Source organism: Spiroplasma endosymbiont of Polydrusus pterygomalis (assembly GCF_964030635.1).
Taxonomy (GTDB): domain Bacteria; phylum Bacillota_I; class Bacilli_A; order Mycoplasmatales; family Mycoplasmataceae; genus Spiroplasma.
The window spans coordinates 486,887-512,922 of sequence record NZ_OZ034909.1 but is presented as its reverse complement, the minus strand read 5'-3'; the positions used below and the strand labels follow the sequence as shown (position 1 = coordinate 512,922).

The following is a 26,036-nucleotide window of genomic DNA, read 5'->3' as shown; positions in this document are numbered from 1 at the left end:
TTTCGCTCCTTTTATAAGTATTAATTAGTTGTTATCATAAACAATGCATAATTATTATACACCAAGACCTAAAAAAGTCCACTTATTTTCTAGACGATTGCGTTGCCAAAGTTGGGGAAAATAAAAAAGAAAGTTTTCAGTATAATTAAATTTGAAAAAAATTAGAAAGAAAACTATCCTATGAATATTATAACTAGAATCCAAGAGTTTTTAAACGAAAATAATAACTCTTTTATTGATTTAATTAATGAAATTAGCCCCAATATCCCTATTACAGCACTATTATCCTATTTAAACAATGAAATTAGTTCTGAAGCTTGAATACTATTTAAAAATATTTTTGAATATATTGATAACTATATTTTTAATAAGGACTTACGCAAAGCACGTTATATTTCAAAAGGATTTTATCAACGAACTTTGGTTTTTCGTAATGGTGAAGTTACTTTTAAACGAGGAAAATATATCTTAAAACCATAATTTCAAGTGGCAAAAAAACCAAAAACGGTCTTTTTACTTGATATTCAATTAGGGATTGAAAGTTATCAGCGACTTGATTATGATTTTTCGTTAGAAATAATCAGCAAATTAGGAATAAATTTTAGTTATCAAGATATTTGTAATATGTATCGGAATGCTAACATAACAAAAAAACAATTTTTAACCTTATTAAACGGTTTGATATTAAACATTTGTTAGAACTAATGCTAGATGAACCAGATACAAAACTAAAACATGATGGGGTTATTTATATTGAAACCGATGAAGCATATCGCAATGCCATTAGTTATCAAATCAAAAAACGATTAAAAATTAAGAAAAGAATCCGTTTAATCGTCTTTCATACTGGTTATAAAGATCCTAAAACAATACGAAAAACAATGCATAATGTCAAATTTCTAGTAACAATGACTAATGAAGTTAAAAAAATTAACTCTAAAAAATACTGACAAGGAATTAAAGAATTTATTAACTTAAATTATGAATCACCCGAGACAGCTAAAATTATTGTGTTTGGTGATGGGTGCACAATATATTTCAACGGTTGAAAAACACATCAATGTTGAATTTATCATTGATCGTTTCCATGTTATTAAAAAAATTAAAGATTGTCTCCGTGGTCCACGATATTATAAACGTTATTTATTTAATAAAATTAGAAAAGCAATTCTAAAATTAAACTGAAACAAGGTTACAAAATACCTTGAATGAGCTTATCAGCTTGTTAAAACCGAAGAAGCGAAAGGAAAGTTACAAGAAATATCTAATTATTTAAGAACATACTATGGAGCAATTAAAAAATTATAATATCAAGAAAATATTGGTTGTCGCATTGAAAGTTATATTGCTCGAATTATTAAAGTAATGTTTCTTTCAAAACCAAAAATATTTAATGAAAAAACGATTTACAAAGTAATGTTATTAAAACAATTGACAGCTAATGGGATTAATCCCTTTCAAGAACTAACAGAAATTAAAAATCTTCAAGTAAAAAATGAACAAATTACTTGAAGATGAATATTTAAAAAGATGAATAATCCAGAAGTTAAACAATATAACTTACCAATATTCACCGCTTCTACATTATCAAATACTAAAACTCTTTTAAAGAAAATAGTTTATAATTATTATTAGAACTTAATGCTGAAAACTTTTCCGCAACATTTTACACGATCCGTCCTTATCTTGTGATAATTTCGTAATAGTTATCTAACAAAAATTTCTCAACCATTTAAAATTAAAAATGGTGATAACAACGGAAAGAAAACTAACAATGAAAGAACAACATAAATACAAAACAATTGAAAAAATTATTAACAATAAAATATCAAAGCAAAGAGCTGCAAATATTTTACACTTATCAATTCGTCGCATTGAACAACTTATAAAACTTTATGATCCACAAAATAGTCAATCATTTGCTCACCATTCTCGTGGAAGGATAGCTCACAATAAAACAAATCCACAAATTTGTGAAAAGATTATAAATTTATATAAAACTAAATATATTGGCTTTAATTTTACTCATTTCAAAGAAAAATTAATCGAAAATGAAGGAATAAACATTTCATATTCAGTTTTATAAAAATTAATGTCCTTAAATCAAATTAAAACAACTCGAAAGCAAAAAATAAAGAAAAAAGATAAAACCCACCCTTTAAGAGAACGTCGAAAATGTTTCGGCGAACTATTACAAGCTGATGCCAGTGAACATCATTGATTAGGACAAAATGGTCCAAAATGATTTTTACATGGCGCAATTGATGATACAACAAATACGGTTGTTGGATTATATTTTGCTTGTCAAGAAACATTACAAGGTTATTATAATGTTTTACATCAAATTTTACGAAATTATGGAATTCCCATGACATTTTATACCGATAAACGAACAATCTTTACATACCAAAAAAATAGTGATAAAAACGAAGAAAAAGACACCTTTACTCAATTAAGCCGATGCTGTGATGAATTAGGTGTCGAAATCATAACTACTTCAATTCCCCCAAGCAAAGGGACGAATTGAACGTTTATGAGGCGCTCTACAAGATCGCTTGAAAAATGAATTAATTCTCGCAGGAGTAACCACTATTGAAGAAGCAAATACATTCTTAAAAGAATTTATAACCAAATTCAATAAACAATTTGCCATTCCTATTGATTATAACAATTCTGTCTTTGTTGACGCTCCTAATAATGACAAAATTAATTTATTTTTATCAATCACTTCAACGCGACAAACAGACAATGGTTCATCAATTAGTTATAACAATAAAAAATATATGGCTTATAATAATAAAAAGTTAAAAATCTTTAATTCAAAAACAAAAATTACAGTAATTAAAGCATTTGATGAAACATTATATTTAAAATATAACAATCAAATATATAATTTATTAGAATACATTCCGGTTCCTATTAAAAATATTGAAAACAAAGTTCCCAAATCTAAAGCACATAAACCAAAACCAAATAATCCTCGAAATAATCAATATACATTACAAACATTATCAATTAAATAATTTTGCGAAATTTTTGCTAGATATTGACACTTTAATTTTGTTTTAATTTTGTCGAAAACTCTTGATAAAGTAAAAGAATTAAAATGATGATTTAAAATAATTTAATTGCTGTCGTCTGGGCTGTAATATTAAATTGCAAATTATGTTGACCACCAGTAAAATAAGTTTGACAATTAATAGATCGCAAGTTTGCTAAAACTACCCTAGCCGGATAATTTTGTCGTTTGGTTTTTTCACCAGAAATGAAACAAACTTGTGGATTAATCTTTTGCAGAAAAGTTAGGCTTGAACTAGTTTCTGAACCATGATTGAGCAACCTGCAACAAAGTAATCGGCAATAACTGTTCTTTGAATATACTTCTTGCGATACTAACAAAAATAAAAAAAATTACAAATTAAAAAAATTAAATTAAACTTTAAAATAAGCATTTTTAAAAATTTTAATTGCTTTTTAAGCATAAATAATAAGGTATCGCAAGAAGTCTATTATTGTTTTATCGGCTTTAAAGAAAACACCATCTCAAATTGTCGAAATTTTACAAATCCATCCATTTCGAGTAAAGAAAATTTCAGAACATATGCATAATTTTAGTATTAAAAAAGCAAATAATATTATTCAAGAATTATTTTGAATTGATTATAATATAAAAAAAGATATAATAATAATAGAAATTAGCAGTGATTTGTATTTAATTAAATTATTTCTTTAATTTTGTCGAAAACTCTTGATATTTTAATAAAATCATTATTTTATTGGGTTTTTAATAAAATGGACTTTTTACAAATTTCTATATTTTATAAGGGTTTTTGACTTTATCAAGAGTTTTCGACAAAATTAAAGAATTATTTTATATAAATTAAATTATCGCAAAGAGAGATGAGGGAAAGAAATCAATGAAAGAAAATAAAATATATGCCCATATAGTTTATACATTATATAATGTCTTCAAGGATGATAATATAAAGGCACAGGTAATAGTTAATGTTGAATTTAAACAATTAGTAATTCAACAAATTTGTAATTTATTAACATTAGAAAAAGAATTTAATTCAAATTTAAATGATAATAAGTTTACTCTTTCATTTGCTCAAGTTTTAGCGGATATTACTAATGAATCAGAAACTATTGAGAAAGTTGATGGTGTTACTTTCAGCACCCTAGATGAAGAATATGTTGCTTTTGTGCAATATATTGTTCAAAATTTTGAAGTTGAAAAAAGTTATATTACTAGAGAAAATCACATTACAAATGAATTAATTGATACAACAGTTGATTTTACGGATGAAAAAGCAATTGATAATGCTAAAGATAAATTGAAAATTAAAACTAATAAAACTAATGAACAAAAGGCAGCTGAGTCGTCATCTGATCCAGGACCTACAGTTGGGATTGGTGGGGTGGGAGCTTCAATGGGGGGCATTGGTCCAGATTTTAATGATTCTGGTAAATTTTATATGTCACAAATGATGCAACAAATGGCAAATATGCCTATTCATCCTCGCTTAGATCCACGTTTTTATTTTTATACTTCAAAACCAAAATATATGCCAATTTTAAAGAAAATTGTTGCTGGTTTTGTGATTTTAGCTTCTACTTTGTTAGTTTTATTATGATTTTTAAATTCATATTTAAATATTCATTTAGAAACAAAAGTAATTGTTTATACAATTCCAGGGACTGGCCAAACAATTATTGTTGGGCGTGGCGCTGACAGTGCTTTACATAATAGTAATAATAATTTTAGTGAAGCTTTTGTTTTTGGCTCAAAGTATAAGTTTTTATTAATGCAGTCCGCAGGTTTACAAACCTTTTCGGGAATTTTATCAATTTTACCAGGAATTTTATTGGGTTATGAATTATTGGGAAAGAAACGTTTTAAACGGGATAACTATGTTGTTAGATTTTGATCAGTTGTATTGTCAATTATTATTTTGCTTTATTCTTCATTATCATTAATCCAAGTATTATTACCAAATGCTGTTGATAAATATTTTAATAATATCTCAGTACCAAATGGTGGGTATATTTTTAAAAATGATCCAAATTTAGAAATAACAGGTGGACTATTATTACCTGATTCAGATTTAGCTATCACAATTAAAAGTTTATTAAATGAAGTTAATAATAGTACAACTTACCAAGTATTACGAGTTTTCACAATTATTTCAATGATTGTTGGGATTATTGCTGGGGTTATGGTTGTTGTTTTAGCGGTTTTAGCTCCTAAAAAAGACAGTAATAAATTAATTCGTGCTAATACAGAATATCAAAAAGCTGTAACAGCAATGATAAATGGAAAAAAATATGAAATGGATCCAACATTATTTGATGATGAGTTTAAGTATGATAATGTTTTTGAAAAAGATGATTCTAACAAATCAAAAGATAAATAAAATAATTAAAAACTTTAATTTTGTAGAAAACTCTTGATAAAATAAAAAAATCATCAATATGACAATTTGAAAACGAATTTGGTGGAAGATTATTATTGTTCTTTAACTTTTTTAGATGTTAAAATATAATACCGTTGCTTGTTGGTTTGGTGTTAAATCTTTGTGTTGGTATTTTCATTTTCAGAGATTTAAATAATTTTGAATGTTAGTAAAACCTAAACCATGATAATGAATTGCACAGTTTCTCCTAATTTTATATATTAATAATAATCTAGAAAAATTTTTATTTATATATCTCAGTTAAAAGAAACATTGCACATATAAAATAAAGCCTTATTTTTATCTAAAAAATCTTAATAAAAATAAAGGGATCATAATTTTAATTAATTTACATAAAAAAATATTTAAATTGTATTTATTTAATTTAAAAGCTGAATTATACTTGTAAGTGCAAGTAAATAAAATTGCAAAAAATCTCATATAAAAATTTTATGATGCTAAGTTTATTTTAGAAAAAATAAAGCAAGGAGTTTTTATATGGGATATAAACATCTTGGCATAGATGAAAGAATTTATATTGAGAATCAATTGAAGTTTAAAATAAAAATTAGTGAAATAGCTAAAAATCTTAATCGAAGTATTAGTACTATTATTCGAGAAGTTAATAGAAATAAAGATAATAATCATTATTTTTCATTAATTGCACAAAATAAAGCAGAAAATAGAAAACAATCACATATTTATTTTCATAAGTTTAAAAATAGAGAATTAGTAAAATATGTACAACAAAAATTATTATTAGGTTGATCACCCGAACAAATTTATGGCAGAATTAAAAATTTTCATAAAGAATGAATTATTAGTTTTAAAACAATTTACAATTGAATTTATTCTGGATTACTTGAAAAAGTTACTAATAAAAATTTAAGAAGAAAAGGTAAGAAACGAAAATATCAAGAAAATCGGGGTAAATTTAATGGTAAATCAATTAAAGAACGAAATGCTAATGTTAATAATCGCGTAACTCTTGGTCATTGAGAAGGTGATACCGTAGTATCATCACGAGGTAAAAGTAAATCATGTTTAATAACTTTAGTTGAAAGAACATCAAGATTTACTTTAGCAATATTAGTTGAAAATAGAACTACTAAAGTTATTAACGAAAATATTAGCCATTATTTATCAATTCTTCCAAATAATCTTGTTAAGACTATAACATTTGATCGTGGTAAAGAATTTGCTAATTGACAACAACTTGAAAAAAATTTAAATGTGAAAATTTATTTTGCTAATGCATATTCACCCTGACAAAGAGGTACTAATGAAAATACTAATGGTTTAATTAGAGAAAAATTTCCTAAAAAATTTAATTTTTCAAATACTACTAAAAATGCAGTTCATAAATTTATATTGTCTTTAAACCAAAGACCAAGAAAAATACTAAATTATCTTTCGCCAATCGAATATTTGGTTAGAAAAATAATTTAGTTGCACTTAACTTTACAATTTGTCAAAAAAAATTAAATTAAACTTTAAAATAAGCATTTTTAAAAATTTTAATTGCTTTTTAAGCATAAATAACAAGGTATCGCAAGAAGTCTATTAAAGAAATCCATAAAGGCAATTTTAAAGATAAATTTGATAAACGAAAAACTCATCTTGATCCATTTTCCACTAACAGTAAATGTTGTATTCAAATGGCGGTTAATACTAATAATAATATTTTTGTTCAATCCACTAATACCAAACGATTACAAAAACAGTGAATTATTGAAAATATGAATACAAAATTAATTAACAAAAATTCCATTATTATTTCTGATATGCAACCATTATATTTATTAGTAGCAAAACAAACAAGTTCTACTTTATATGCCACTAAAACTAGGACAAATCCTGATGCCAGTTATCGAAAATTAAATAAAATTAGTAAATTACAAGCAAGTCTTAAAGAAGCCTTAATTCATTATCGTGGTTTAGGTTTTACTAACATTCAAAATTATTTAAATCTCTGAAAATGAAAATACCAACACAAAGATTTAACACCAAACCAACAAGCAACGGTATTATATTTTAACATCTAAAAAAGTTAAAGAACAATAATAATCTTCCATCAAATTCGTTTTAAAATTGTCATATTGATGATTTTTTTAACTTTATCAAGAGTTTTCGACAAAATTAAAACAAAATTAAAGCAAAATATTCAATAAAGTGTCCCAAATATATTTACAATTCAGGTATGAAAATCAGTCAATTCTTGACTGATTTTAAAATAATTCTATTTTTTACTTTTATCTAAAATATCATGAATTGTTAATTGCAATTCTTTTGTTTCTTCAACTGCTAAGTTTTTTTTAAATTTTTTTGTAATACCCTGCTTTGGTATTTGATTAAAATCAACTCTTTGAAGAGTTTGCTCATGATTATTTGAATTAACATTTTTTAAACCAACTTCAATTGTCTCCGCGGGGGCTTGTTCAATTGCTTTTAATCATTCTGTTCGTGATTTATCTTTTACAATCGGTCTTGTTACTGTTTCTTCATAACCCTCATTATTATTAAATTTAAAATCAATTTGTTGTTGATGTTTATCTTTCAAAAGAACTTCAACAATAGTAACTACTTTCCCAAAAGTTGGTTTTGTTGGATGAAAAAAAGTTTCCGTTATTTGCTCATTTTTTGATGGCTGGTTTTGTTGTGCTTGGGCTTTTATTAATGCTACTTTTGCTTGTTCACGTTGTTTCTTTTCAATCAACATATTGGCCGTTGTTTTTACTTTCCCAAATGTTTTACGAACAAACAAGGTCGGTTGTTGTGGTGGAGGTGGAGGAACCCGGGGTAATGTTTTCGTCTCTTTAAACCTCGCCTACCTCTGGTGGTGAAATTGTTCTTTTTCATATTTTGCTTTTAAGTATTTCTTTTTCATTGCTTTAATATTTTGCTTTTTTTTCCGCATTTTTTCTCCGCGTGGTTTAATCACAGTTTTTTCTTTAATCGCTTTGTTTTTTTAATATTCTTTTCAAATGTCTTAATCGGTTCTACTGTTGCAATAACTTGTTCCGCTTGATAAATTTCATTAGTTGGAATCATTAGAGCTAATTTAACAGTGAGATCACTTTCTTCATCATTATTACTATCTGGTGGATTTGTTCCTTGTTCATATTTTTTTTCATCTGAAACAGTTTTATTAATTGGGACATTATTAGGCGTATTTGTTGCTTCAATTATGCGTTTAGCACTATTAGTATTTTCATGTTCATGATGATTAGCGTTTTTCTTACCAGTAATATTACTGTTTTCCAAACTTTTTTTCGAAGGAATTACTTTTAAATCATAGTATTGGGGAATCACAATATCAACAATGTTTTCAAATCTTAACACATGATTAGCCATAACTAATTTGTGAACATCCATTTTATCAGTATTAAATAAATCAATTTTATCACTTTGATTTAACATATGTAAAGTGTCTTTCCCTTTTGTTAAAAAAGCTCAGCGGACAAGTTCGTTCATATCTTTATTTAATTTATACAAGCGAGTCCCTCGAACTGGTCGAGTCGATGTTGGAATTTCGGTTAAAGATATCTTTTTCCCGGTATTAAGGTTCGTAATGAAAACTAAATCATCTTCTTCACAATAACCAGCACTAATAACAACATCATCTCGTAAATTGATTGATTTAACCCCCGCTGTGCGTAATCCTAAGATTGGAATTTGTTTTCTCCGATATTTAACAATAAAACCATTCGCTGTTGTTATCACAACATAAGGATAATGGCCAACTAGCTGACTAGCAACAACTTCATCATCATTTTTTAAGTTAATCGCTTTAATTGCTTTACTAATTCGCGTCGCTTCAAAATCCTTAACTGCCGTCTTTTTAATCATTCCGTTTTTAGTTGCTAACATAATATATTGTTCTTTTTTATTAAAATCATTTAGTAAAAAAGCACTAATAATTTTTTCTTCTCCTGGTAATTCGGAAATTGTATTAACATGTTCACCAATATCACGTAAACGAACGGTTTTAATTTTATAGACTGGAATAATAACATAATTTCCTTTTGAAGTAATTAATAAAATTTTATCAGAAGTACTTGCTTGTAAATCAGCAATTCATAAATCCCTTGGTTTTCGTTTAAATTCTTCGGATGATAAGCGGACTAATTGATTATTTTCTAACGCTTTTAAATATCCATCGCGAGAAATTCAAATACTCAAATCTTTTTCAATAATTGTTTCTGTCTTTTGAATTTCAATTGTTTCAATTTCATTTTCAATAACACTCCGACGACGAGAAACAAACTTTTTCTTAATTAATTCTAATTGATTAATAATAACATGATTTAATTTGTTGATATCTATTAAAATTGCTTTTAACTCCGCAATTGTGGCAATTAATTCTTTTTGTTCAGCTTTTAATTGCAAAATATCATTTGAAGTTAAACGATATAAACGTAATTGTACAATCGCTTCTGCTTGAATTTGTGTAAAAGCAAACTTTTTCACTAAGTTATGGATTGCATCACTACGATCTTTAGAATGGCGAATAACAGCAATAACTTCGTCTAAAATACTAATTGTTTTAATTAATCCCGCTACAATTTCAGAACGTTTTTGGGCACGAGATAATTCAAAACGTGAACGATTAGTAACAACTTCTTGTTGATGTTCAACATAGTATGCTAAAATTGCTTGTAAACCTAATTGACGTGGCTGTTTTTTGGCAATTGCAACCATATTAAAATTATAAGAAATTTGCAAATTAGTATTTTTTAATAAAAATTTCCGAACAGTTTCAACATTTACTTGTTTCCCTAATTCAATGATAATCCGTAACCCTTCTCGGTCTGTTTCATCACGGACTTCTTTAATATTTAAGCCTGGTTCATTATATTTAATATCATCAATCTTTTTAACTAAGTCTTGTTTAACAACTTCATACGGGATTTCGGTAATAACTAAGGCATTATTCTCATAAGCAATCTTACTACGAACAATAATTTTTCCTTTTCCTGTTTCATACGCTTCTAAAATCCCACTTTTTCCTTGGATAATTCCCCCCGTTGGAAAATCAGGACCCTTAACGTATTTTACTAATTCTTTAACGGTACTGTCTGGTTTTTGAATAAAATGAATTGTTGCATTAATAATTTCATGTAAATTATGGGGAGGAATATTCGTGGCATATCCAGCCGCAATTCCGGTTGAACCATTAACTAATAAATTTGGAAATAAGGATGGTAAAACAACCGGTTCTTGTTCTGAATCATCAAAATTAGGAGCAAAAGCAACTGTTTTTTTATCAAGATCTTGTAATAAAAATGATGAAATTTCACTTAAACGAGTTTCAGTATAACGCATCGCTGCGGATGGATCACCATCAATTGAACCATTGTTTCCGTGCATATCAATTAAGGGATAACGAACTTTTCAATCTTGCGATAATCTGACCATTGCGTCGTAAACAGAAGTATCACCATGGGGATGATATTTCCCAATTACTTCTCCAACAATCCGCGCTGATTTCTTATAACTAATATTAAAAGTTAACCGTAACTCATTCATCGCAAATAAAATTCGGCGTTGAACGGGTTTTAATCCATCACGAACATCGGGTAAGGCACGATCTTGAATAATATATTTTGCATAACGACCAAATCGTTCTGACATAATATCATTTAAAGTATAAATTAATTCATTTTCTTTTTCATTACTACTCATTTTTAAATCCCTCTCTATAAATGAACTTTCATCATTTATGTCTTAATTATAAATTTTTTATAATCAATTTGACAAAATAACTTTTGCCCTAATTTTGTTAATATTCAATAATCCTGTTCTTTATCATAGCCAAAAAGTTGTTGATGATGAGTTAATAATAACAACGTTCGATAATATTCTAATATTTGGCTTTTAAATGCATTACATATTGTAATTAAGTGTAAAAATTGGAATAAAATATCTGTTCTTATTGCAAATTATTGTTGATAATAAATTATTGTTCCTGATTTAATTATATACATTCCTTTTTGTGATAATCAATCAATTTCGAATTAATAAGCTAATGTTCCTTCAATTAAGGATAATTTATAAGTTGTTTGGTTTAAAGCATTTAATTGTTGTTTAATTTTTGCCTCTAAATTTGGAACATTAATTAATCCAGGTTTTGCAAAGTTTACACTCATATTAATTTTTTGGTAAGCAATCAAAATTATTAAAATATTATAATTATAGTAATTTAATTCAAGCGCAAAAGCATTATCATTAAAAAATGAAGGCCTCTTTTGGTTAATGCGTATAAGTTACTACTGCTTTCTAATTTATAAAGTGGTTCTGGCTGTTGTATTATTTTTTTCAAAAAAATTCTTTTTGAACAGTTTGTTGTTCCGATAATAATAAACTTTCATAACATCATCTTAATGTTGTTTCATCCGTTATTGGCAAATCAATCGTTGTTACAATAATATTATCACTATTTTCACTACCACTAGTTGTTGATATTTCTAATGTTAAAATCGTACTTGTTTCTTTTGTTTTAATAAGTCATAACTGAAAATTTTGGTATTGACTAAGGGATATATTTATTTGATTTAGGTTATCAATTACTTTTTTAATTGATTGTTGCAACATCATAATCCTTGTTAACTAATGATTGCTTGAAAATCGTCTTCTAAAGTGAATTTAACATTTTCATCAATTCAATCTTTGCGTTTTTTAGCATCATCTCCCATTAAGGTTACAATACGTTTTTCAGCTATAACAGCGTCATCAATTGTTACCAAAATTAACTGACGAGTTTGCGGATTCATCGTGGTTTCCCATAATTGTTCGGCATTCATCTCCCCTAATCCTTTATAGCGCTGTAATTCAAATTTACCATTAAATTGACTTAATTTATTTTTTAATTCATTTTCATCTCACGAATATTCAATATGCTTATTTTTGGTACTAGTAATTTTAAATAAAGGGGGTAAGGCAAGAAACACCCGATGATTTTCAATTAATGGCCGCATGTAACGGTAAAAAAATGTTAATAATAAAGTTTGAATATGCGCACCATCAGTATCAGCATCAGTCATTATAATTACTTTTCCATAATTTGCATCATTAATATCAAACCCATTCCCAACACCAGCGCCAATGGCATTAATCATAACATTAATCTCTTCATTATTCATTAAATCCTGCATTTTTGCCTTTTCGGCATTAATTACTTTTCCTCGTAATGGTAAGATTGCTTGAAAACGACGATCACGCCCTAACTTTGCACTACCACCAGCTGAATCTCCTTCAACCAGAAAAATCTCATTATCAAATTTATTGCGACTTTGAGCGGGGGTTAACTTCCCTGTTAATAAACGGTCACTATTCCCACGTTTTTTGTTATTCCGCGCTGCTTCCCGCGCTTTACGAGCTTCTTCGCGAACATTACGAGCTAATAATGCTTTTTCAATAATAGTATAAGCGTTTGTTTTATTTTCGTTTAATCAAAAGCCAAATTGTTTCGCAACAATGTTTTCAACCACTGTGCGAGCTTCATAAGTTCCTAATTTTCCTTTTGTTTGTCCTTCATATTGAATTAAATTTTCGGGAATTTTTACGGAAATAACTGCTGTTAAGCCCTCACGAGTATCAACTGAATCAAGGTTCTTATCTTTTTCTTTTAACAATCCTTCTTTTCGGGCATAATCATTAATAACTTTTGTTAATCCTGTTCGAAACCCAGCAACATGGCTTCCGCCTTCACTTGTCTTAACATTATTAGCAAAACTAAGTAAATTTTCATTAAATTCGGTTGAATATTGCAAAGCGATTTCAACTTCAATTTGTTTTTCTACCCCTTTTAGCATCACAATTGGGGTAATACTTTTTTTCCCTTCATTCATATATGTAATAAATTCTTCTAAACCATCATTAAATAAATATGATACTTTTTTATCAGTTCGTTGATCATGTAACGTAAGTTTTACACCACTATTTAAAAAGGCTGATTCATGAATTCGTTCAGCAATTGTTGAAAAGGAAAAATCAACTACTTTAAAAATCTTATGATCAGGTAAAAAAGTAATTGTTGTTCCAATTTTAGTTGTTGTTCCAATTTTAGTTAATGGTTCTTTTACTTGTCCCCCATTAGCAAATTTAATATTTCAAACCTTTTGGTCACGATAAATTGTCACATCAAATGCTGATGATAAAGCATTAACAACCGAAGAACCAACCCCATGTAATCCTCCTGATGTTTTATAACCATCACCACCAAATTTTCCCCCCGCATGTAAAACAGAAAAAATTACTTCTGGCGTTGACTTTCCTGAAGCATGAATTCCGGTTGGAACACCACGGCCATTATCAGCAACGGTAATGGCATTATTTTTATAAATGATAATATTAATTTCATCGCAATAGCCTGCCAATGCTTCATCAATTGAATTATCAATAATTTCTCAAACCAAATGATGTAAACCACGAACATCAGTTGACCCAATATACATCCCTGGTCGTTTTCGAACAGCGTCTAATCCTTCTAAAATTTGAATTGATGATTCATCATACTTTAATGTTTTATCTTCAATACTCATATTCTCTATCATCCCTTTTACTTATAATTTCACTATTAATATCTTATATTATAACGGTTTTATTTACAATTATTTTTAATTTTGAGAAAAATCTTGATAAAGTTAAAAACCCTTATAAAATATAGATATTTGCAAGAAATACATTTTATAAAAAATCAATAAATAGACTGCACCCTGTTTAGTAAGTATTAATAAAAAGGTTTACAAACTTTCATTTATTATATCTTTTTCTTTTTGGTTTGAATATCATTTATTTCATTTTTTAACATCATTAATATATTCATTATGAGATTTATAATTTTTATTATGGATTGTTCCTTTTTTAAGTAATGAATGAAAACTTTCAATAATAATGTTGTCTGCACAATGATAATTTTTACCCATTGAAATTATAATTTTTTTATCTAAACATTTACTATTATAATCTCTAGATGTATATTGATATCCGTGATCTGAATGAATTATTGTTTTATTTAGATCTTTTTTTATTTTTTTAATTTTATTAATTGCAGCATTTAAATTATCAATTACAAGTTTGTTATTATTAAATTTTGATCATTTTACATCAATAATTTCTTTAGTATATCCATCAATTATTGTTGATTGATAATGTTTTTTACCATTTCAAATTAAATAAGTTACATCAGTAAATAAAATTGAAAATCTTTCTTTAATATCATTAAAATTACGATTTACTAAATCAGGATATTTATCGCCAAATTGTAAAGTTAAGTGCAACTAAATTATCTTTCGCCAATCGAATATTTGGTTAGCAAAATAATTTAGTTGCACTTAACTTTACAATTTGGCGATTTTAAAAAATACAATTTTTCTTTTATTTAATTGTAAAAGTCATGAAGCTTTTTTAATAATTCATACCTAACTTTGTAATAGTTTAAATCTCTTTTTTCAAATGATTCTTTTGGACCTTTATTGGTGTTTAAAATTCCTTTCTTAAAATTTTCATACCATGAAGCAACAGTTTTTTATTAATTGCATATTTTTTGCAATAAAACTTATACTATTATTTTTAACCTCTTGTCCTATCCTTTTTCGAAAATCTGCTGTATATTTATTAAATTTTTGTTCTTTTCTTGCCATATAAAAATGCACCTCCTTTAAAAGTTTAGCAAAGACTTTTTTTCTTTACTTACTTTTTTGGGTGCAGTCTAGGATATACTAAAGAAATTATTGATGTAAAATGATCAAAATTTAATAATAACAAACTTGTAATTGATAATTTAAATGCTGCAATTAATAAAATTAAAAAAATAAAAAAAGATCTAAATAAAACAATAATTCATTCAGATCACGGATATCAATATACATCTAGAGATTATAATAGTAAATGTTTAGATAACAAAATTATAATTTCAATGGGTAAAAATTATCATTGTGCAGACAACATTATTATTGAAAGTTTTCATTCATTACTTAAAAAAGGAACAATCCATAATAAAAATTATAAATCTCATAATGAATATATTAATGATGTTAAAAAATGAAATAAATGATATTCAAACCAAAAAGAAAAAGATATAATAAATGAAAGTTTGTAAACCTTTTTATTAACACTTACTAAACAGGGTGCAGTCTATTCCATTGTGTGTTGGACTTGAAACAATGGCACTACCATTTTTGTCATTACTATTAATTTTTAAATCTGCGGGGTTGTTAGAATTTTTTGACTTAGCAGCATTTAAAACTGTTGCATCTTCGCCATTTGCTAATTTACCAACTGCTTTTATAGTAATTTTATCGGATAATTTAGGTTTTTCTGTAATTTGATAAGAATGCTTAATAATTCCTTTTGCTTCAACTACTGCTCCACCTAAATATAAAACTCTTTCCATAATTAAAGTATTACCCATTCCAGTACCTAATGCCGCAGCACCAACTCTTAACGGAGTATGGTCTTTTTTGCGTAAAATAAGAGGGTCATATTTTTTACTAAATTTAAAGGCAATTGCATTAACATCATCTGGTAATAAAGCAATCATTCCTTCTGAACCATCTTTATTAATAATTGGTAATTTTTTCGGAACCATATAGTATGTTGTTCCTTCAACAGTTTTCATTGCTCCACTTGTTGTGATTACACTTTTTATTTGGTCGTTTGCTACAAGTTGTAACTGTAATTTATTACGAATGCCACGAATAAAATCAGCCGAACCCAAAACAACTGTTTCTGATGGGGTAAAACCATTTTCATATAATTTATCCATAATTTCATCATGAATTTGTAAAGCATTTGTCTCATCTGCTTTTTTCCCTTCAATAGTTGTAACTGTTCCTTTGTTAATAATATCTAAAATTTTATTGCGTTTATAAGCAACCTCAGTATCCATTGCTTGTTCAACATCCGCGGCCCAAAGATTAGGATTAAAATCACTTTCTACAGGGTCTAATTTACGAGCAAAAGTTAAAATTGTATCTAATTCAACAATTCCATCTTCAAATTCAACAGTTGAATATTTTAGAATATTATCATCAGTATTAAATCCTTGTCCGTTCGTCCCTAAACCTTCACTATATTGAATATTTTTCTTTCTTTTATATGTTAAACCAAACTTATTGGCTTCTTTTCACGCAAATAATGCTTCTCAACTAAATTTTTGTTGGTATGTTTGCAAATATCATTGGTCAAATGCTTCACACTCTTTTTGTGTTGCTTTGTTAGCAATATCTCCAAATATTCTTTGTGGATTTTGTGCCATAATTAATTTCCTTCCTTCTATTTATTAAATACATTGTCTGTATCGATAATATTTTTTTCTTTGTTTTCTATTTTTGGTACACCACCAGTATTAACAGTTTGTACCTTAATTAATTCATCATAAACACTTTGCAATTGTGTTTTAATGATTTCAATATTGTCATTAATATCATAAGATTTTAATAAGATATTTTTAAATTCTTGATTGTCAGTTCAAAAATCAATCATAAATTCAATTACTTCTTGTTTTAATTGAATAGTTTGTTGTTCAAGTTGTGAAATTAATGCATTATTTTTTATTTCTAATTCATTAATTTGTTGATCAATGTTTTCTAAATTACTTGCATTAAATTCTTCAACTTCAGCAGTATTTTCTAAAATAATTTCAGCAGTTTTAATATCAAAACTATCGTTTTCATTTTTAATTGGTTCATTATTTTCGTTTATAAGAACATATTTTACATTTTTTAATGCCATTGTTTTTCCTCCTATTTTTTAATATTTGTATTTGTTCTTTTTCTAATCACCTTTTTTATAATTTCAAAAGTATCGACTCGAAAAGATAAAAAATAACGTTTAGTTTTTAAATTCAACTGATTAAATACCAAGCCTTTAATTTTTATCTCATCATCTTTTTTTCATTTCAAAAAAGCAGTTAAAATAGATGGGCTATAGATTGATAATGTTGAGTAATTTAATCCCTCTCACTGACATTTCGCTGAACAAGCATCAACTTCAACACCACCAGCAACAAGGGCCTTAATTTTAGTTTTAACAGGATTTTCATGTAGTCTAACCGTTAATTCTAACTTATTAACTCTTTTTTTTGTTTTTGTCTTTTTAGGAGTGACTGTTGTTTTACATAAATTACTTTTTGTTTGTGAAATTTTCATCAACTCCTTTTGCTAAAAAATATTGTAAATGTTTTCAAGCATCATGTTCATGCTCGGTAATTATAATATTTCCTTTATAAATATAATTTTTCTTAACAACTGGTGATTGTAAAACATAATTTAAATTAAATAGATATTTGCATAAAACTTTTAAACCACCAATAAATTTAGGGGTAGATAATGGATTTGTTATTTTTAAACCCTTATGCAGTTGATAATCTTCAATTATTACAAGAACTTTATTTAAATAAGAACAAGTTTGCTTTTGAAAATTGTTTAATATTAAATAGATATTATTTATTGCTTCTTCTTCATTTTTAGAATTAAAAGTAATATTATTAATTATTTTCTGTTGCAAAACATTATAAATAATAATACCAGTTTGTCCAATTCCGGCAGGATCAACTGCAATAATATATTTAGTCATTTTTAGTGAAATAATTTAGCATTTTTAATTTACCCCTTTTTAAGAAACAATTTATTTTTTGCCAAATTGTAAAGTTAAGTGCAACTAAATTATTTTTCTAACCAAATATTCGATTGGCGAAAGATAATTTAGTATTTTTCTTGGTCTTTGGTTTAAAGACAATATAAATTTATGAACTGCATTTTTAGTAGTATTTGAAAAATTAAATTTTTTAGGAAATTTTTCTCTAATTAAACCATTAGTATTTTCATTAGTACCTCTTTGTCAGGGTGAATATGCATTAGCAAAATAAATTTTCACATTTAAATTTTTTTCAAGTTGTTGTCAATTAGCAAATTCTTTACCACGATCAAATGTTATAGTCTTAACAAGATTATTTGGAAGAATTGATAAATAATGGCTAATATTTTCGTTAATAACTTTAGTAGTTCTATTTTCAACTAATATTGCTAAAGTAAATCTTGATGTTCTTTCAACTAAAGTTATTAAACATGATTTACTTTTACCTCGTGATGATACTACGGTATCACCTTCTCAATGACCAAGAGTTACGCGATTATTAACATTAGCATTTCGTTCTTTAATTGATTTACCATTAAATTTACCCCGATTTTCTTGATATTTTCGTTTCTTACCTTTTCTTCTTAAATTTTTATTAGTAACTTTTTCAAGTAATCCAGAATAAATTCAATTGTAAATTGTTTTAAAACTAATAATTCATTCTTTATGAAAATTTTTAATTCTGCCATAAATTTGTTCGGGTGATCAACCTAATAATAATTTTTGTTGTACATATTTTACTAATTCTCTATTTTTAAACTTATGAAAATAAATATGTGATTGTTTTCTATTTTCTGCTTTATTTTGTGCAATTAATGAAAAATAATGATTATTATCTTTATTTCTATTAACTTCTCGAATAATAGTACTAATACTTCGATTAAGATTTTTAGCTATTTCACTAATTTTTATTTTAAACTTCAATTGATTCTCAATATAAATTCTTTCATCTATGCCAAGATGTTTATATCCCATATAAAAACTCCTTGCTTTATTTTTTCTAAAATAAACTTAGCATCATAAAATTTTTATATGAGATTTTTTGCAATTTTATTTACTTGCACTTACAAGTATAATTCAGCTTTTAAATTAAATAAATACAATTTAAATATTTTTTTATGTAAATTAATTAAAATTATGATCCCTTTATTTTTATTAAGATTTTTTAGATAAAAATAAGGCTTTATTTTATATGTGCAATGTTTCTTTTAACTGAGATATATAAATAAAAATTTTTCTAGATTATTATTAATATATAAAATTAGGAGAAACTGTGCAATTCATTATCATGGTTTAGGTTTTACTAACATTCAAAATTATTTAAATCTCTGAAAATGAAAATACCAACACAAAGGTTTAACACCAAACCAACAAGCAACGGTATTATATTTTAACATCTAAAAAAGTTAAAGAACAATAATAATCTTCCACCAAATTCGTTTTCAAATTGTCATATTGATGATTTTTTTATTTTATCAAGAGTTTTCTACAAAATTAAAGTTTTTAATTATTTTATTTATCTTTTGATTTGTTAGAATCATCTTTTTCAAAAACATTATCATACTTAAACTCATCATCAAATAATGTTGGATCCATTTCATATTTTTGTCCATTTATCATTGCTGTTACAGCTTTTTGATATTCTGTATTAGCACGAATTAATTTATTACTGTCTGTTTTAGGAGCTAAAACCGCTAAAACAACAACCATAACCCCAGCAATAATCCCAACAATCATTGAAATAATTGTGAAAACTCGTAATACTTGGTAAGTTGTACTATTATTAACTTCATTTAATAAACTTTTAATTGTGATAGCTAAATCTGAATCAGGTAATAATAGTCCACCTGTTATTTCTAAATTTGGATCATTTTTAAAAATATACCCACCATTTGGTACTGAGATATTATTAAAATATTTATCAACAGAATTTGGTAATAATACTTGGATTAATGATAATGAAGAATAAAGCAAAATAATAATTGACAATACAACTGATCAAAATCTAACAACATAGTTATCCCGTTTAAAACGTTTCTTTCCCAATAATTCATAACCCAATAAAATTCCTGGTAAAATTGATAAAATTCCCGAAAAGGTTTGTAAACCTGCGGACTGCATTAATAAAAACTTATACTTTGAGCCAAAAACAAAAGCTTCACTAAAATTATTATTACTATTATGTAAAGCACTGTCAGCGCCACGCCCAACAATAATTGTTTGGCCAGTCCCTGGAATTGTATAAACAATTACTTTTGTTTCTAAATGAATATTTAAATATGAATTTAAAAATCATAATAAAACTAACAAAGTAGAAGCTAAAATCACAAAACCAGCAACAATTTTCTTTAAAATTGGCATATATTTTGGTTTTGAAGTATAAAAATAAAAACGTGGATCTAAGCGAGGATGAATAGGCATATTTGCCATTTGTTGCATCATTTGTGACATATAAAATTTACCAGAATCATTAAAATCTGGACCAATGCCCCCCATTGAAGCTCCCACCCCACCAATCCCAACTGTAGGTCCTGGATCAGATGACGACTCAGCTGCCTTTTGTTCATTAGTTTTATTAGTTTTAATTTTCAATTTATCTTTAGCATTATCAATTGCTTTTTCATCCGTAAAATCAACTGTTGTATCAATTAATTCATTTGTAATGTGATTTTCTCTAGTAATATAACTTTTTTCAACTTCAAAATTTTGAACAATATATTGCACAAAAGCAACATATTCTTCATCTAGGGTGCTGAAAGTAACACCATCAACTTTCTCAATAGTTTCTGATTCATTAGTAATATCCGCTAAAACTTGAGCAAATGAAAGAGTAAACTTATTATCATTTAAATTTGAATTAAATTCTTTTTCTAATGTTAATAAATTACAAATTTGTTGAATTACTAATTGTTTAAATTCAACATTAACTATTACCTGTGCCTTTATATTATCATCCTTGAAGACATTATATAATGTATAAACTATATGGGCATATATTTTATTTTCTTTCATTGATTTCTTTCCCTCATCTCTCTTTGCGATAATTTAATTTATATAAAATAATTCTTTAATTTTGTCGAAAACTCTTGATAAAGTCAAAAACCCTTATAAAATATAGAAATTTTTAAAAAGTCCATTTTATTAAAAACCCAATAAAATAATGATTTTATTAAAATATCAAGAGTTTTCGACAAAATTAAAGAAATAATTTAATTAAATACAAATCACTGCTAATTTCTATTATTATTATATCTTTTTTTATATTATAATCAATTCAAAATAATTCTTGAATAATATTATTTGCTTTTTTAATACTAAAATTATGCATATGTTCTGAAATTTTCTTTACTCGAAATGGATGGATTTGTAAAATTTCGACAATTTGAGATGGTGTTTTCTTTAAAGCCGATAAAACAATAATAGACTTCTTGCGATACCTTATTATTTATGCTTAAAAAGCAATTAAAATTTTTAAAAATGCTTATTTTAAAGTTTAATTTAATTTTTTTAATTTGTAATTTTTTTTATTTTTGTTAGTATCGCAAGAAGTATATTCAAAGAACAGTTATTGCCGATTACTTTGTTGCAGGTTGCTCATCATGGTTCAGAAACTAGTTCAAGCCTAACTTTTCTGCAAAAGATTAATCCACAAGTTTGTTTCATTTCTGGTGAAAAAACCAAACGACAAAATTATCCGGCTAGGGTAGTTTTAGCAAACTTGCGATCTATTAATTGTCAAACTTATTTTACTGGTGGTCAACATAATTTGCAATTTAATATTACAGCCCAGACGACAGCAATTAAATTATTTTAAATCATCATTTTAATTCTTTTATTTTATCAAGAGTTTTCGACAAAATTAAAACAAAATTAAAGTGTCAATATCTAGCAAAAATTTCGCAAAATTATTTAATTGATAATGTTTGTAATGTATATTGATTATTTCGAGGATTATTTGGTTTTGGTTTATGTGCTTTAGATTTGGGAACTTTGTTTTCAATATTTTTAATAGGAACCGGAATGTATTCTAATAAATTATATATTTGATTGTTATATTTTAAATATAATGTTTCATCAAATGCTTTAATTACTGTAATTTTTGTTTTTGAATTAAAGATTTTTAACTTTTTATTATTATAAGCCATATATTTTTTATTGTTATAACTAATTGATGAACCATTGTCTGTTTGTCGCGTTGAAGTGATTGATAAAAATAAATTAATTTTGTCATTATTAGGAGCGTCAACAAAGACAGAATTGTTATAATCAATAGGAATGGCAAATTGTTTATTGAATTTGGTTATAAATTCTTTTAAGAATGTATTTGCTTCTTCAATAGTGGTTACTCCTGCGAGAATTAATTCATTTTTCAAGCGATCTTGTAGAGCGCCTCATAAACGTTCAATTCGTCCCTTTGCTTGGGGGAATTGAAGTAGTTATGATTTCGACACCTAATTCATCACAGCATCGGCTTAATTGAGTAAAGGTGTCTTTTTCTTCGTTTTTATCACTATTTTTTTGGTATGTAAAGATTGTTCGTTTATCGGTATAAAATGTCATGGGAATTCCATAATTTCGTAAAATTTGATGTAAAACATTATAATAACCTTGTAATGTTTCTTGACAAGCAAAATATAATCCAACAACCGTATTTGTTGTATCATCAATTGCGCCATGTAAAAATCATTTTGGACCATTTTGTCCTAATCAATGATGTTCACTGGCATCAGCTTGTAATAGTTCGCCGAAACATTTTCGACGTTCTCTTAAAGGGTGGGTTTTATCTTTTTTCTTTATTTTTTGCTTTCGAGTTGTTTTAATTTGATTTAAGGACATTAATTTTTATAAAACTGAATATGAAATGTTTATTCCTTCATTTTCGATTAATTTTTCTTTGAAATGAGTAAAATTAAAGCCAATATATTTAGTTTTATATAAATTTATAATCTTTTCACAAATTTGTGGATTTGTTTTATTGTGAGCTATCCTTCCACGAGAATGGTGAGCAAATGATTGACTATTTTGTGGATCATAAAGTTTTATAAGTTGTTCAATGCGACGAATTGATAAGTGTAAAATATTTGCAGCTCTTTGCTTTGATATTTTATTGTTAATAATTTTTTCAATTGTTTTGTATTTATGTTGTTCTTTCATTGTTAGTTTTCTTTCCGTTGTTATCACCATTTTTAATTTTAAATGGTTGAGAAATTTTTGTTAGATAACTATTACGAAATTATCACAAGATAAGGACGGATCGTGTAAAATGTTGCGGAAAAGTTTTCAGCATTAAGTTCTAATAATAATTATAAACTATTTTCTTTAAAAGAGTTTTAGTATTTGATAATGTAGAAGCGGTGAATATTGGTAAGTTATATTGTTTAACTTCTGGATTATTCATCTTTTTAAATATTCATCTTCAAGTAATTTGTTCATTTTTTACTTGAAGATTTTTAATTTCTGTTAGTTCTTGAAAGGGATTAATCCCATTAGCTGTCAATTGTTTTAATAACATTACTTTGTAAATCGTTTTTTCATTAAATATTTTTGGTTTTGAAAGAAACATTACTTTAATAATTCGAGCAATATAACTTTCAATGCGACAACCAATATTTTCTTGATATTCTAATTTTTTAATTGCTCCATAGTATGTTCTTAAATAATTAGATATTTCTTGTAACTTTCCTTTCGCTTCTTCGGTTTTAACAAGCTGATAAGCTCATTCAAGGTATTTTGTAACCTTGTTTCAGTTTAATTTTAGAATTGCTTTTCTAATTTTATTAAATAAATAACGTTTATAATATCGTGGACCACGGAGACAATCTTTAATTTTTTTAATAACATGGAAACGATCAATGATAAATTCAACATTGATGTGTTTTTCAACCGTTGAAATATATTGTGCACCATCAACAATAATTTTAGCTGTCTCGGGTGATTCATAATTTAAGTTAATAAATTCTTTAATTCCTTGTCAGTATTTTTTAGAGTTAATTTTTTTAACTTCATTAGTCATTGTTACTAGAAATTTGACATTATGCATTGTTTTTCGTGTTGTTTTAGGATCTTTATAACCAGTATGAAAGACGGTTAAACGGATTCTTTTCTTAATTTTTAATCGTTTTTTGATTTGATAACTAATGGCATTGCGATATGCTTCATCGGTTTCAATATAAATAACCCCATCATGTTTTAGTTTTGTGTCTGGTTCATCTAGCATTAGTTCTAACAAATGTTTAATATCAAACCGTTTAATAAGGTTAAAAATTGTTTTTTTGTCATGTTAGCATTCCGATACATATTACAAATATCTTGATAACTAAAACTTATGCCTAATTTGCTGATTATTTCTAACGAAAAATCATAATCAAGTCGCTGATAACTTTCAATTCCTAATTGAATATCAAGTAAAAAGACCGTTTTTGGTTTTTTTGCCACTTGAAATTCTGGTTTTAAGATATATTTTCGTCGTTTAAAAGTAACTTCACCATTACGAAAAACCAAAGTTCGTTGATAAAATCCTTTTGGAATATAACGTGCTTTCCGTCAGTCCTTATTAAAAATATAGTTATCAATATATTCAAAAATATTTTTAAATAGTATTCAAGCTTCAGAACTAATTTCATTGTTTAAATAGGATAATAGTGCTGTAATAGGGATATTGGGGCTAATTTCATTAATTAAATCAATAAAAGAGTTATTATTTTCGTTTAAAAACTCTTGGATTCTAGTTATAATATTCATAGGATAGTTTTCTTTCTAATTTTTTTCAAACTTAATTATACTGAAAACTTTCTTTTTTATTTTCCCCAACTTTGGCAACGCAATCGATAAGGACATTAAAACAAAATTAAAGTTTTAATTAATATGTTTTATGATAATATTACTTTATCATAGTTTTTAGAACATTTTAAAGGAGTTTCAAAAAAGATGTTTTTAATATATGGCGAAGATGCTTTTTTAATTAAAATGCAGAAAAATAAGATTTTAACAAAAATTAATCCTGATAATGAATATGATTTACAAGAATATAACTATTTAGAAGATGCTTTACCATCAATTTTAACTGATGCGAACACTATTCCATTATTTTCAGAAAAAAGAATTATTATCGTAAATGATAGTTATTTTATTACGGAAGAAAAAATTAACACAAAAGTAGATAATAAGAGTCATTTATCACAGTTAATGGAATATTTAACAGCACCAAATCCTAATACTTTTATTATTTTTATTTGCCCAGTCAATAAGATTAGTAATCGTTTAAAAATAACGAAACAAATGTTGGCATTAACTAGTGTTTTAAAGGCAACAAATTTATCATATAATGAATTAACAAAATTTATTAATGATTATATTGTAAAAAATAATGGAACGATTAAACAGCATCTAATTCCCAAGATTGTGGAATATTTACCAAATAATTTGTATATTATCCGAAATGAATTAAAAAAATTATTATTAATTAATTCTGATATTACCGATGACTTAATTGAAAATAATATGACAAAATATTTGGATACCGACATTTTTAAATTAGTTGATGACTTATTAAAAAATGATTTAAATAGTTTTTTAATAAATTATCATTATTTGCAAGAACGAGGATTAAGTAGTGTTGCTTTATTAGCATTGATTACGAGTAGTGTTATTTTTACAAGAGATATTATTGTTTTATCGGCTTTAAAGAAAACACCATCTCAAATTGTCGAAATTTTACAAATCCATCCATTTCGAGTAAAGAAAATTTCAGAACATATGCATAATTTTAGTATTAAAAAAGCAAATAATATTATTCAAGAATTATTTTGAATTGATTATAATATAAAAAAAGATATAATAAGAAGAGAAATTAGCAGTGATTTGTATTTAATTAAATTATTTCTTTAATTTTGTCGAAAACTCTTGATATTTTAATAAAACCTTTATTTTATTGGGTTTTTG

The 26,036-nt window shown here is 26.2% G+C and carries 34 protein-coding genes; 15 read left to right on the top strand and 19 right to left on the bottom strand.

Annotated features, from left to right (window positions below; genetic code table 4):
* The first annotated feature begins 180 nt into the window (after nucleotides 1-180).
* The 12 genes from ACQH23_RS03410 to ACQH23_RS03355 all read left to right on the top strand — a co-directional run bounded on the left by ACQH23_RS03410 (nucleotide 181) and on the right by ACQH23_RS03355 (nucleotide 7,501).
* Nucleotides 181-480, top strand: coding sequence for a hypothetical protein (locus tag ACQH23_RS03410; RefSeq protein WP_425378925.1), 300 nt, complete (start codon nucleotides 181-183; stop codon nucleotides 478-480).
* A 6-nt stretch (nucleotides 481-486) separates the two neighbouring features.
* The gene (locus ACQH23_RS03405; protein ID WP_425377758.1) at nucleotides 487-699 is read left to right on the top strand and encodes a hypothetical protein; all 213 of its coding nucleotides are present in this window, start codon (nucleotides 487-489) and stop codon (nucleotides 697-699) included.
* 5 nt (nucleotides 700-704) lie between these two features.
* Complete coding sequence (locus tag ACQH23_RS03400; protein ID WP_425378924.1) at nucleotides 705-1,097, top strand: UPF0236 family transposase-like protein; 393 nt, start codon at nucleotides 705-707, stop codon at nucleotides 1,095-1,097.
* Nucleotides 1,021-1,308 carry a UPF0236 family transposase-like protein gene (locus ACQH23_RS03395; RefSeq protein ID WP_425378923.1) on the top strand — a complete coding sequence of 96 codons (288 nt, stop codon included), beginning with the start codon at nucleotides 1,021-1,023 and terminating at the stop codon, nucleotides 1,306-1,308. Before ACQH23_RS03400 ends, ACQH23_RS03395 begins: the two co-directional genes overlap by 77 nt.
* A gap of 57 nt (nucleotides 1,309-1,365) precedes the next feature.
* Nucleotides 1,366-1,635: a hypothetical protein gene (locus tag ACQH23_RS03390; RefSeq protein ID WP_425378922.1), complete on the top strand. Its 270-nt coding sequence runs from the start codon at nucleotides 1,366-1,368 to the stop codon at nucleotides 1,633-1,635.
* A gap of 139 nt (nucleotides 1,636-1,774) precedes the next feature.
* On the top strand, nucleotides 1,775-2,086 hold the full coding sequence (locus ACQH23_RS03385; RefSeq protein ID WP_425378123.1) for a hypothetical protein: 312 nt from the start codon (nucleotides 1,775-1,777) through the stop codon (nucleotides 2,084-2,086).
* 6 nt (nucleotides 2,087-2,092) lie between these two features.
* Nucleotides 2,093-2,641 (top strand): hypothetical protein, encoded by a 549-nt coding sequence (locus ACQH23_RS03380; protein ID WP_425378905.1) that lies wholly within the window; start codon nucleotides 2,093-2,095, stop codon nucleotides 2,639-2,641.
* Nucleotides 2,556-3,023 (top strand): hypothetical protein, encoded by a 468-nt coding sequence (locus tag ACQH23_RS03375; RefSeq protein WP_425378906.1) that lies wholly within the window; start codon nucleotides 2,556-2,558, stop codon nucleotides 3,021-3,023. The genes ACQH23_RS03380 and ACQH23_RS03375 overlap by 86 nt, the downstream gene beginning before the upstream one ends.
* Before the next feature lie 461 nt (nucleotides 3,024-3,484).
* A complete protein-coding gene (locus ACQH23_RS03370; protein WP_425379301.1) occupies nucleotides 3,485-3,733 on the top strand; it encodes a hypothetical protein in 249 nt (82 codons plus the stop codon).
* 184 nt (nucleotides 3,734-3,917) lie between these two features.
* On the top strand, nucleotides 3,918-5,417 hold the full coding sequence (locus ACQH23_RS03365) for a hypothetical protein (RefSeq protein ID WP_425378921.1): 1,500 nt from the start codon (nucleotides 3,918-3,920) through the stop codon (nucleotides 5,415-5,417).
* Between the two features lie 537 nt (nucleotides 5,418-5,954).
* Entirely contained in the window at nucleotides 5,955-6,905 is a 951-nt protein-coding gene (locus ACQH23_RS03360; RefSeq protein WP_425377887.1) for an IS30 family transposase, read from the top strand.
* A gap of 209 nt (nucleotides 6,906-7,114) precedes the next feature.
* Nucleotides 7,115-7,501, top strand: a complete 387-nt coding sequence (locus ACQH23_RS03355) for a hypothetical protein (protein WP_425378920.1) — start codon at nucleotides 7,115-7,117, stop codon at nucleotides 7,499-7,501.
* 194 nt (nucleotides 7,502-7,695) lie between these two features.
* Here ACQH23_RS03355 and ACQH23_RS03350 read toward each other — a convergent pair whose 3' ends face one another.
* The 7 genes from ACQH23_RS03350 to ACQH23_RS03320 form a co-directional block, all read right to left on the bottom strand.
* Nucleotides 7,696-8,220, bottom strand: coding sequence for a hypothetical protein (locus tag ACQH23_RS03350; protein ID WP_425378919.1), 525 nt, complete (start codon nucleotides 8,218-8,220; stop codon nucleotides 7,696-7,698).
* 104 nt (nucleotides 8,221-8,324) lie between these two features.
* Complete coding sequence (gene parC / locus ACQH23_RS03345) at nucleotides 8,325-11,141, bottom strand: DNA topoisomerase IV subunit A (protein ID WP_425378918.1); 2,817 nt, start codon at nucleotides 11,139-11,141, stop codon at nucleotides 8,325-8,327.
* A 332-nt stretch (nucleotides 11,142-11,473) separates the two neighbouring features.
* On the bottom strand, nucleotides 11,474-11,605 hold the full coding sequence (locus ACQH23_RS03340; protein ID WP_425378917.1) for a hypothetical protein: 132 nt from the start codon (nucleotides 11,603-11,605) through the stop codon (nucleotides 11,474-11,476).
* A 160-nt stretch (nucleotides 11,606-11,765) separates the two neighbouring features.
* On the bottom strand, nucleotides 11,766-12,050 hold the full coding sequence (locus ACQH23_RS03335; RefSeq protein WP_425378916.1) for a hypothetical protein: 285 nt from the start codon (nucleotides 12,048-12,050) through the stop codon (nucleotides 11,766-11,768).
* A gap of 11 nt (nucleotides 12,051-12,061) precedes the next feature.
* Nucleotides 12,062-13,999 (bottom strand): DNA topoisomerase IV subunit B, encoded by a 1,938-nt coding sequence (gene parE / locus ACQH23_RS03330; RefSeq protein ID WP_425378915.1) that lies wholly within the window; start codon nucleotides 13,997-13,999, stop codon nucleotides 12,062-12,064.
* A gap of 201 nt (nucleotides 14,000-14,200) precedes the next feature.
* Nucleotides 14,201-14,737 carry a DDE-type integrase/transposase/recombinase gene (locus ACQH23_RS03325; RefSeq protein ID WP_425378914.1) on the bottom strand — a complete coding sequence of 179 codons (537 nt, stop codon included), beginning with the start codon at nucleotides 14,735-14,737 and terminating at the stop codon, nucleotides 14,201-14,203.
* A 216-nt stretch (nucleotides 14,738-14,953) separates the two neighbouring features.
* Nucleotides 14,954-15,100 (bottom strand): hypothetical protein, encoded by a 147-nt coding sequence (locus ACQH23_RS03320; RefSeq protein ID WP_425378913.1) that lies wholly within the window; start codon nucleotides 15,098-15,100, stop codon nucleotides 14,954-14,956.
* A 275-nt stretch (nucleotides 15,101-15,375) separates the two neighbouring features.
* On the opposite strand from ACQH23_RS03320, the gene ACQH23_RS03315 reads away from it, so the two are divergent.
* Nucleotides 15,376-15,558, top strand: a complete 183-nt coding sequence (locus ACQH23_RS03315; protein WP_425377776.1) for a hypothetical protein — start codon at nucleotides 15,376-15,378, stop codon at nucleotides 15,556-15,558.
* 9 nt (nucleotides 15,559-15,567) lie between these two features.
* On the opposite strand, the gene ACQH23_RS03310 is transcribed toward ACQH23_RS03315, so the two are convergent.
* The 7 genes from ACQH23_RS03310 to ACQH23_RS03280 form a co-directional block, all read right to left on the bottom strand.
* On the bottom strand, nucleotides 15,568-16,716 hold the full coding sequence (locus ACQH23_RS03310; RefSeq protein ID WP_425378912.1) for a hypothetical protein: 1,149 nt from the start codon (nucleotides 16,714-16,716) through the stop codon (nucleotides 15,568-15,570).
* 17 nt (nucleotides 16,717-16,733) lie between these two features.
* On the bottom strand, nucleotides 16,734-17,192 hold the full coding sequence (locus ACQH23_RS03305; protein ID WP_425378911.1) for a hypothetical protein: 459 nt from the start codon (nucleotides 17,190-17,192) through the stop codon (nucleotides 16,734-16,736).
* 11 nt (nucleotides 17,193-17,203) lie between these two features.
* On the bottom strand, nucleotides 17,204-17,608 hold the full coding sequence (locus ACQH23_RS03300; protein WP_425378910.1) for a hypothetical protein: 405 nt from the start codon (nucleotides 17,606-17,608) through the stop codon (nucleotides 17,204-17,206).
* Entirely contained in the window at nucleotides 17,583-18,035 is a 453-nt protein-coding gene (locus ACQH23_RS03295) for a hypothetical protein (RefSeq protein ID WP_425378909.1), read from the bottom strand. The genes ACQH23_RS03300 and ACQH23_RS03295 overlap by 26 nt, the downstream gene beginning before the upstream one ends.
* Before the next feature lie 84 nt (nucleotides 18,036-18,119).
* On the bottom strand, nucleotides 18,120-19,070 hold the full coding sequence (locus ACQH23_RS03290) for an IS30 family transposase (protein WP_425377887.1): 951 nt from the start codon (nucleotides 19,068-19,070) through the stop codon (nucleotides 18,120-18,122).
* A 537-nt stretch (nucleotides 19,071-19,607) separates the two neighbouring features.
* Entirely contained in the window at nucleotides 19,608-21,107 is a 1,500-nt protein-coding gene (locus ACQH23_RS03285) for a hypothetical protein (protein WP_425378908.1), read from the bottom strand.
* A gap of 184 nt (nucleotides 21,108-21,291) precedes the next feature.
* On the bottom strand, nucleotides 21,292-21,459 hold the full coding sequence (locus ACQH23_RS03280) for a hypothetical protein (protein WP_425379300.1): 168 nt from the start codon (nucleotides 21,457-21,459) through the stop codon (nucleotides 21,292-21,294).
* 204 nt (nucleotides 21,460-21,663) lie between these two features.
* Between ACQH23_RS03280 and ACQH23_RS03275 the strand changes: the two genes are divergently transcribed.
* Nucleotides 21,664-21,909: a hypothetical protein gene (locus ACQH23_RS03275; protein ID WP_425378907.1), complete on the top strand. Its 246-nt coding sequence runs from the start codon at nucleotides 21,664-21,666 to the stop codon at nucleotides 21,907-21,909.
* Nucleotides 21,910-22,000: 91 nt separating this feature from the next.
* Here ACQH23_RS03275 and ACQH23_RS03270 read toward each other — a convergent pair whose 3' ends face one another.
* From ACQH23_RS03270 to ACQH23_RS03250, 5 genes are all read right to left on the bottom strand, one after another.
* On the bottom strand, nucleotides 22,001-22,468 hold the full coding sequence (locus ACQH23_RS03270; protein WP_425378906.1) for a hypothetical protein: 468 nt from the start codon (nucleotides 22,466-22,468) through the stop codon (nucleotides 22,001-22,003).
* Nucleotides 22,383-22,931 carry a hypothetical protein gene (locus ACQH23_RS03265; protein ID WP_425378905.1) on the bottom strand — a complete coding sequence of 183 codons (549 nt, stop codon included), beginning with the start codon at nucleotides 22,929-22,931 and terminating at the stop codon, nucleotides 22,383-22,385. Before ACQH23_RS03265 ends, ACQH23_RS03270 begins: the two co-directional genes overlap by 86 nt.
* A gap of 6 nt (nucleotides 22,932-22,937) precedes the next feature.
* Complete coding sequence (locus ACQH23_RS03260; protein ID WP_425378123.1) at nucleotides 22,938-23,249, bottom strand: hypothetical protein; 312 nt, start codon at nucleotides 23,247-23,249, stop codon at nucleotides 22,938-22,940.
* Nucleotides 23,250-23,388: 139 nt separating this feature from the next.
* Nucleotides 23,389-24,312 (bottom strand): UPF0236 family transposase-like protein, encoded by a 924-nt coding sequence (locus ACQH23_RS03255; RefSeq protein WP_425378904.1) that lies wholly within the window; start codon nucleotides 24,310-24,312, stop codon nucleotides 23,389-23,391.
* A 5-nt stretch (nucleotides 24,313-24,317) separates the two neighbouring features.
* Nucleotides 24,318-24,836: a UPF0236 family transposase-like protein gene (locus tag ACQH23_RS03250; RefSeq protein ID WP_425378903.1), complete on the bottom strand. Its 519-nt coding sequence runs from the start codon at nucleotides 24,834-24,836 to the stop codon at nucleotides 24,318-24,320.
* 186 nt (nucleotides 24,837-25,022) lie between these two features.
* On the opposite strand from ACQH23_RS03250, the gene holA reads away from it, so the two are divergent.
* Nucleotides 25,023-25,982, top strand: coding sequence for a DNA polymerase III subunit delta (gene holA, locus ACQH23_RS03245; RefSeq protein WP_425378902.1), 960 nt, complete (start codon nucleotides 25,023-25,025; stop codon nucleotides 25,980-25,982).
* Nucleotides 25,983-26,036 lie beyond the last annotated feature (54 nt).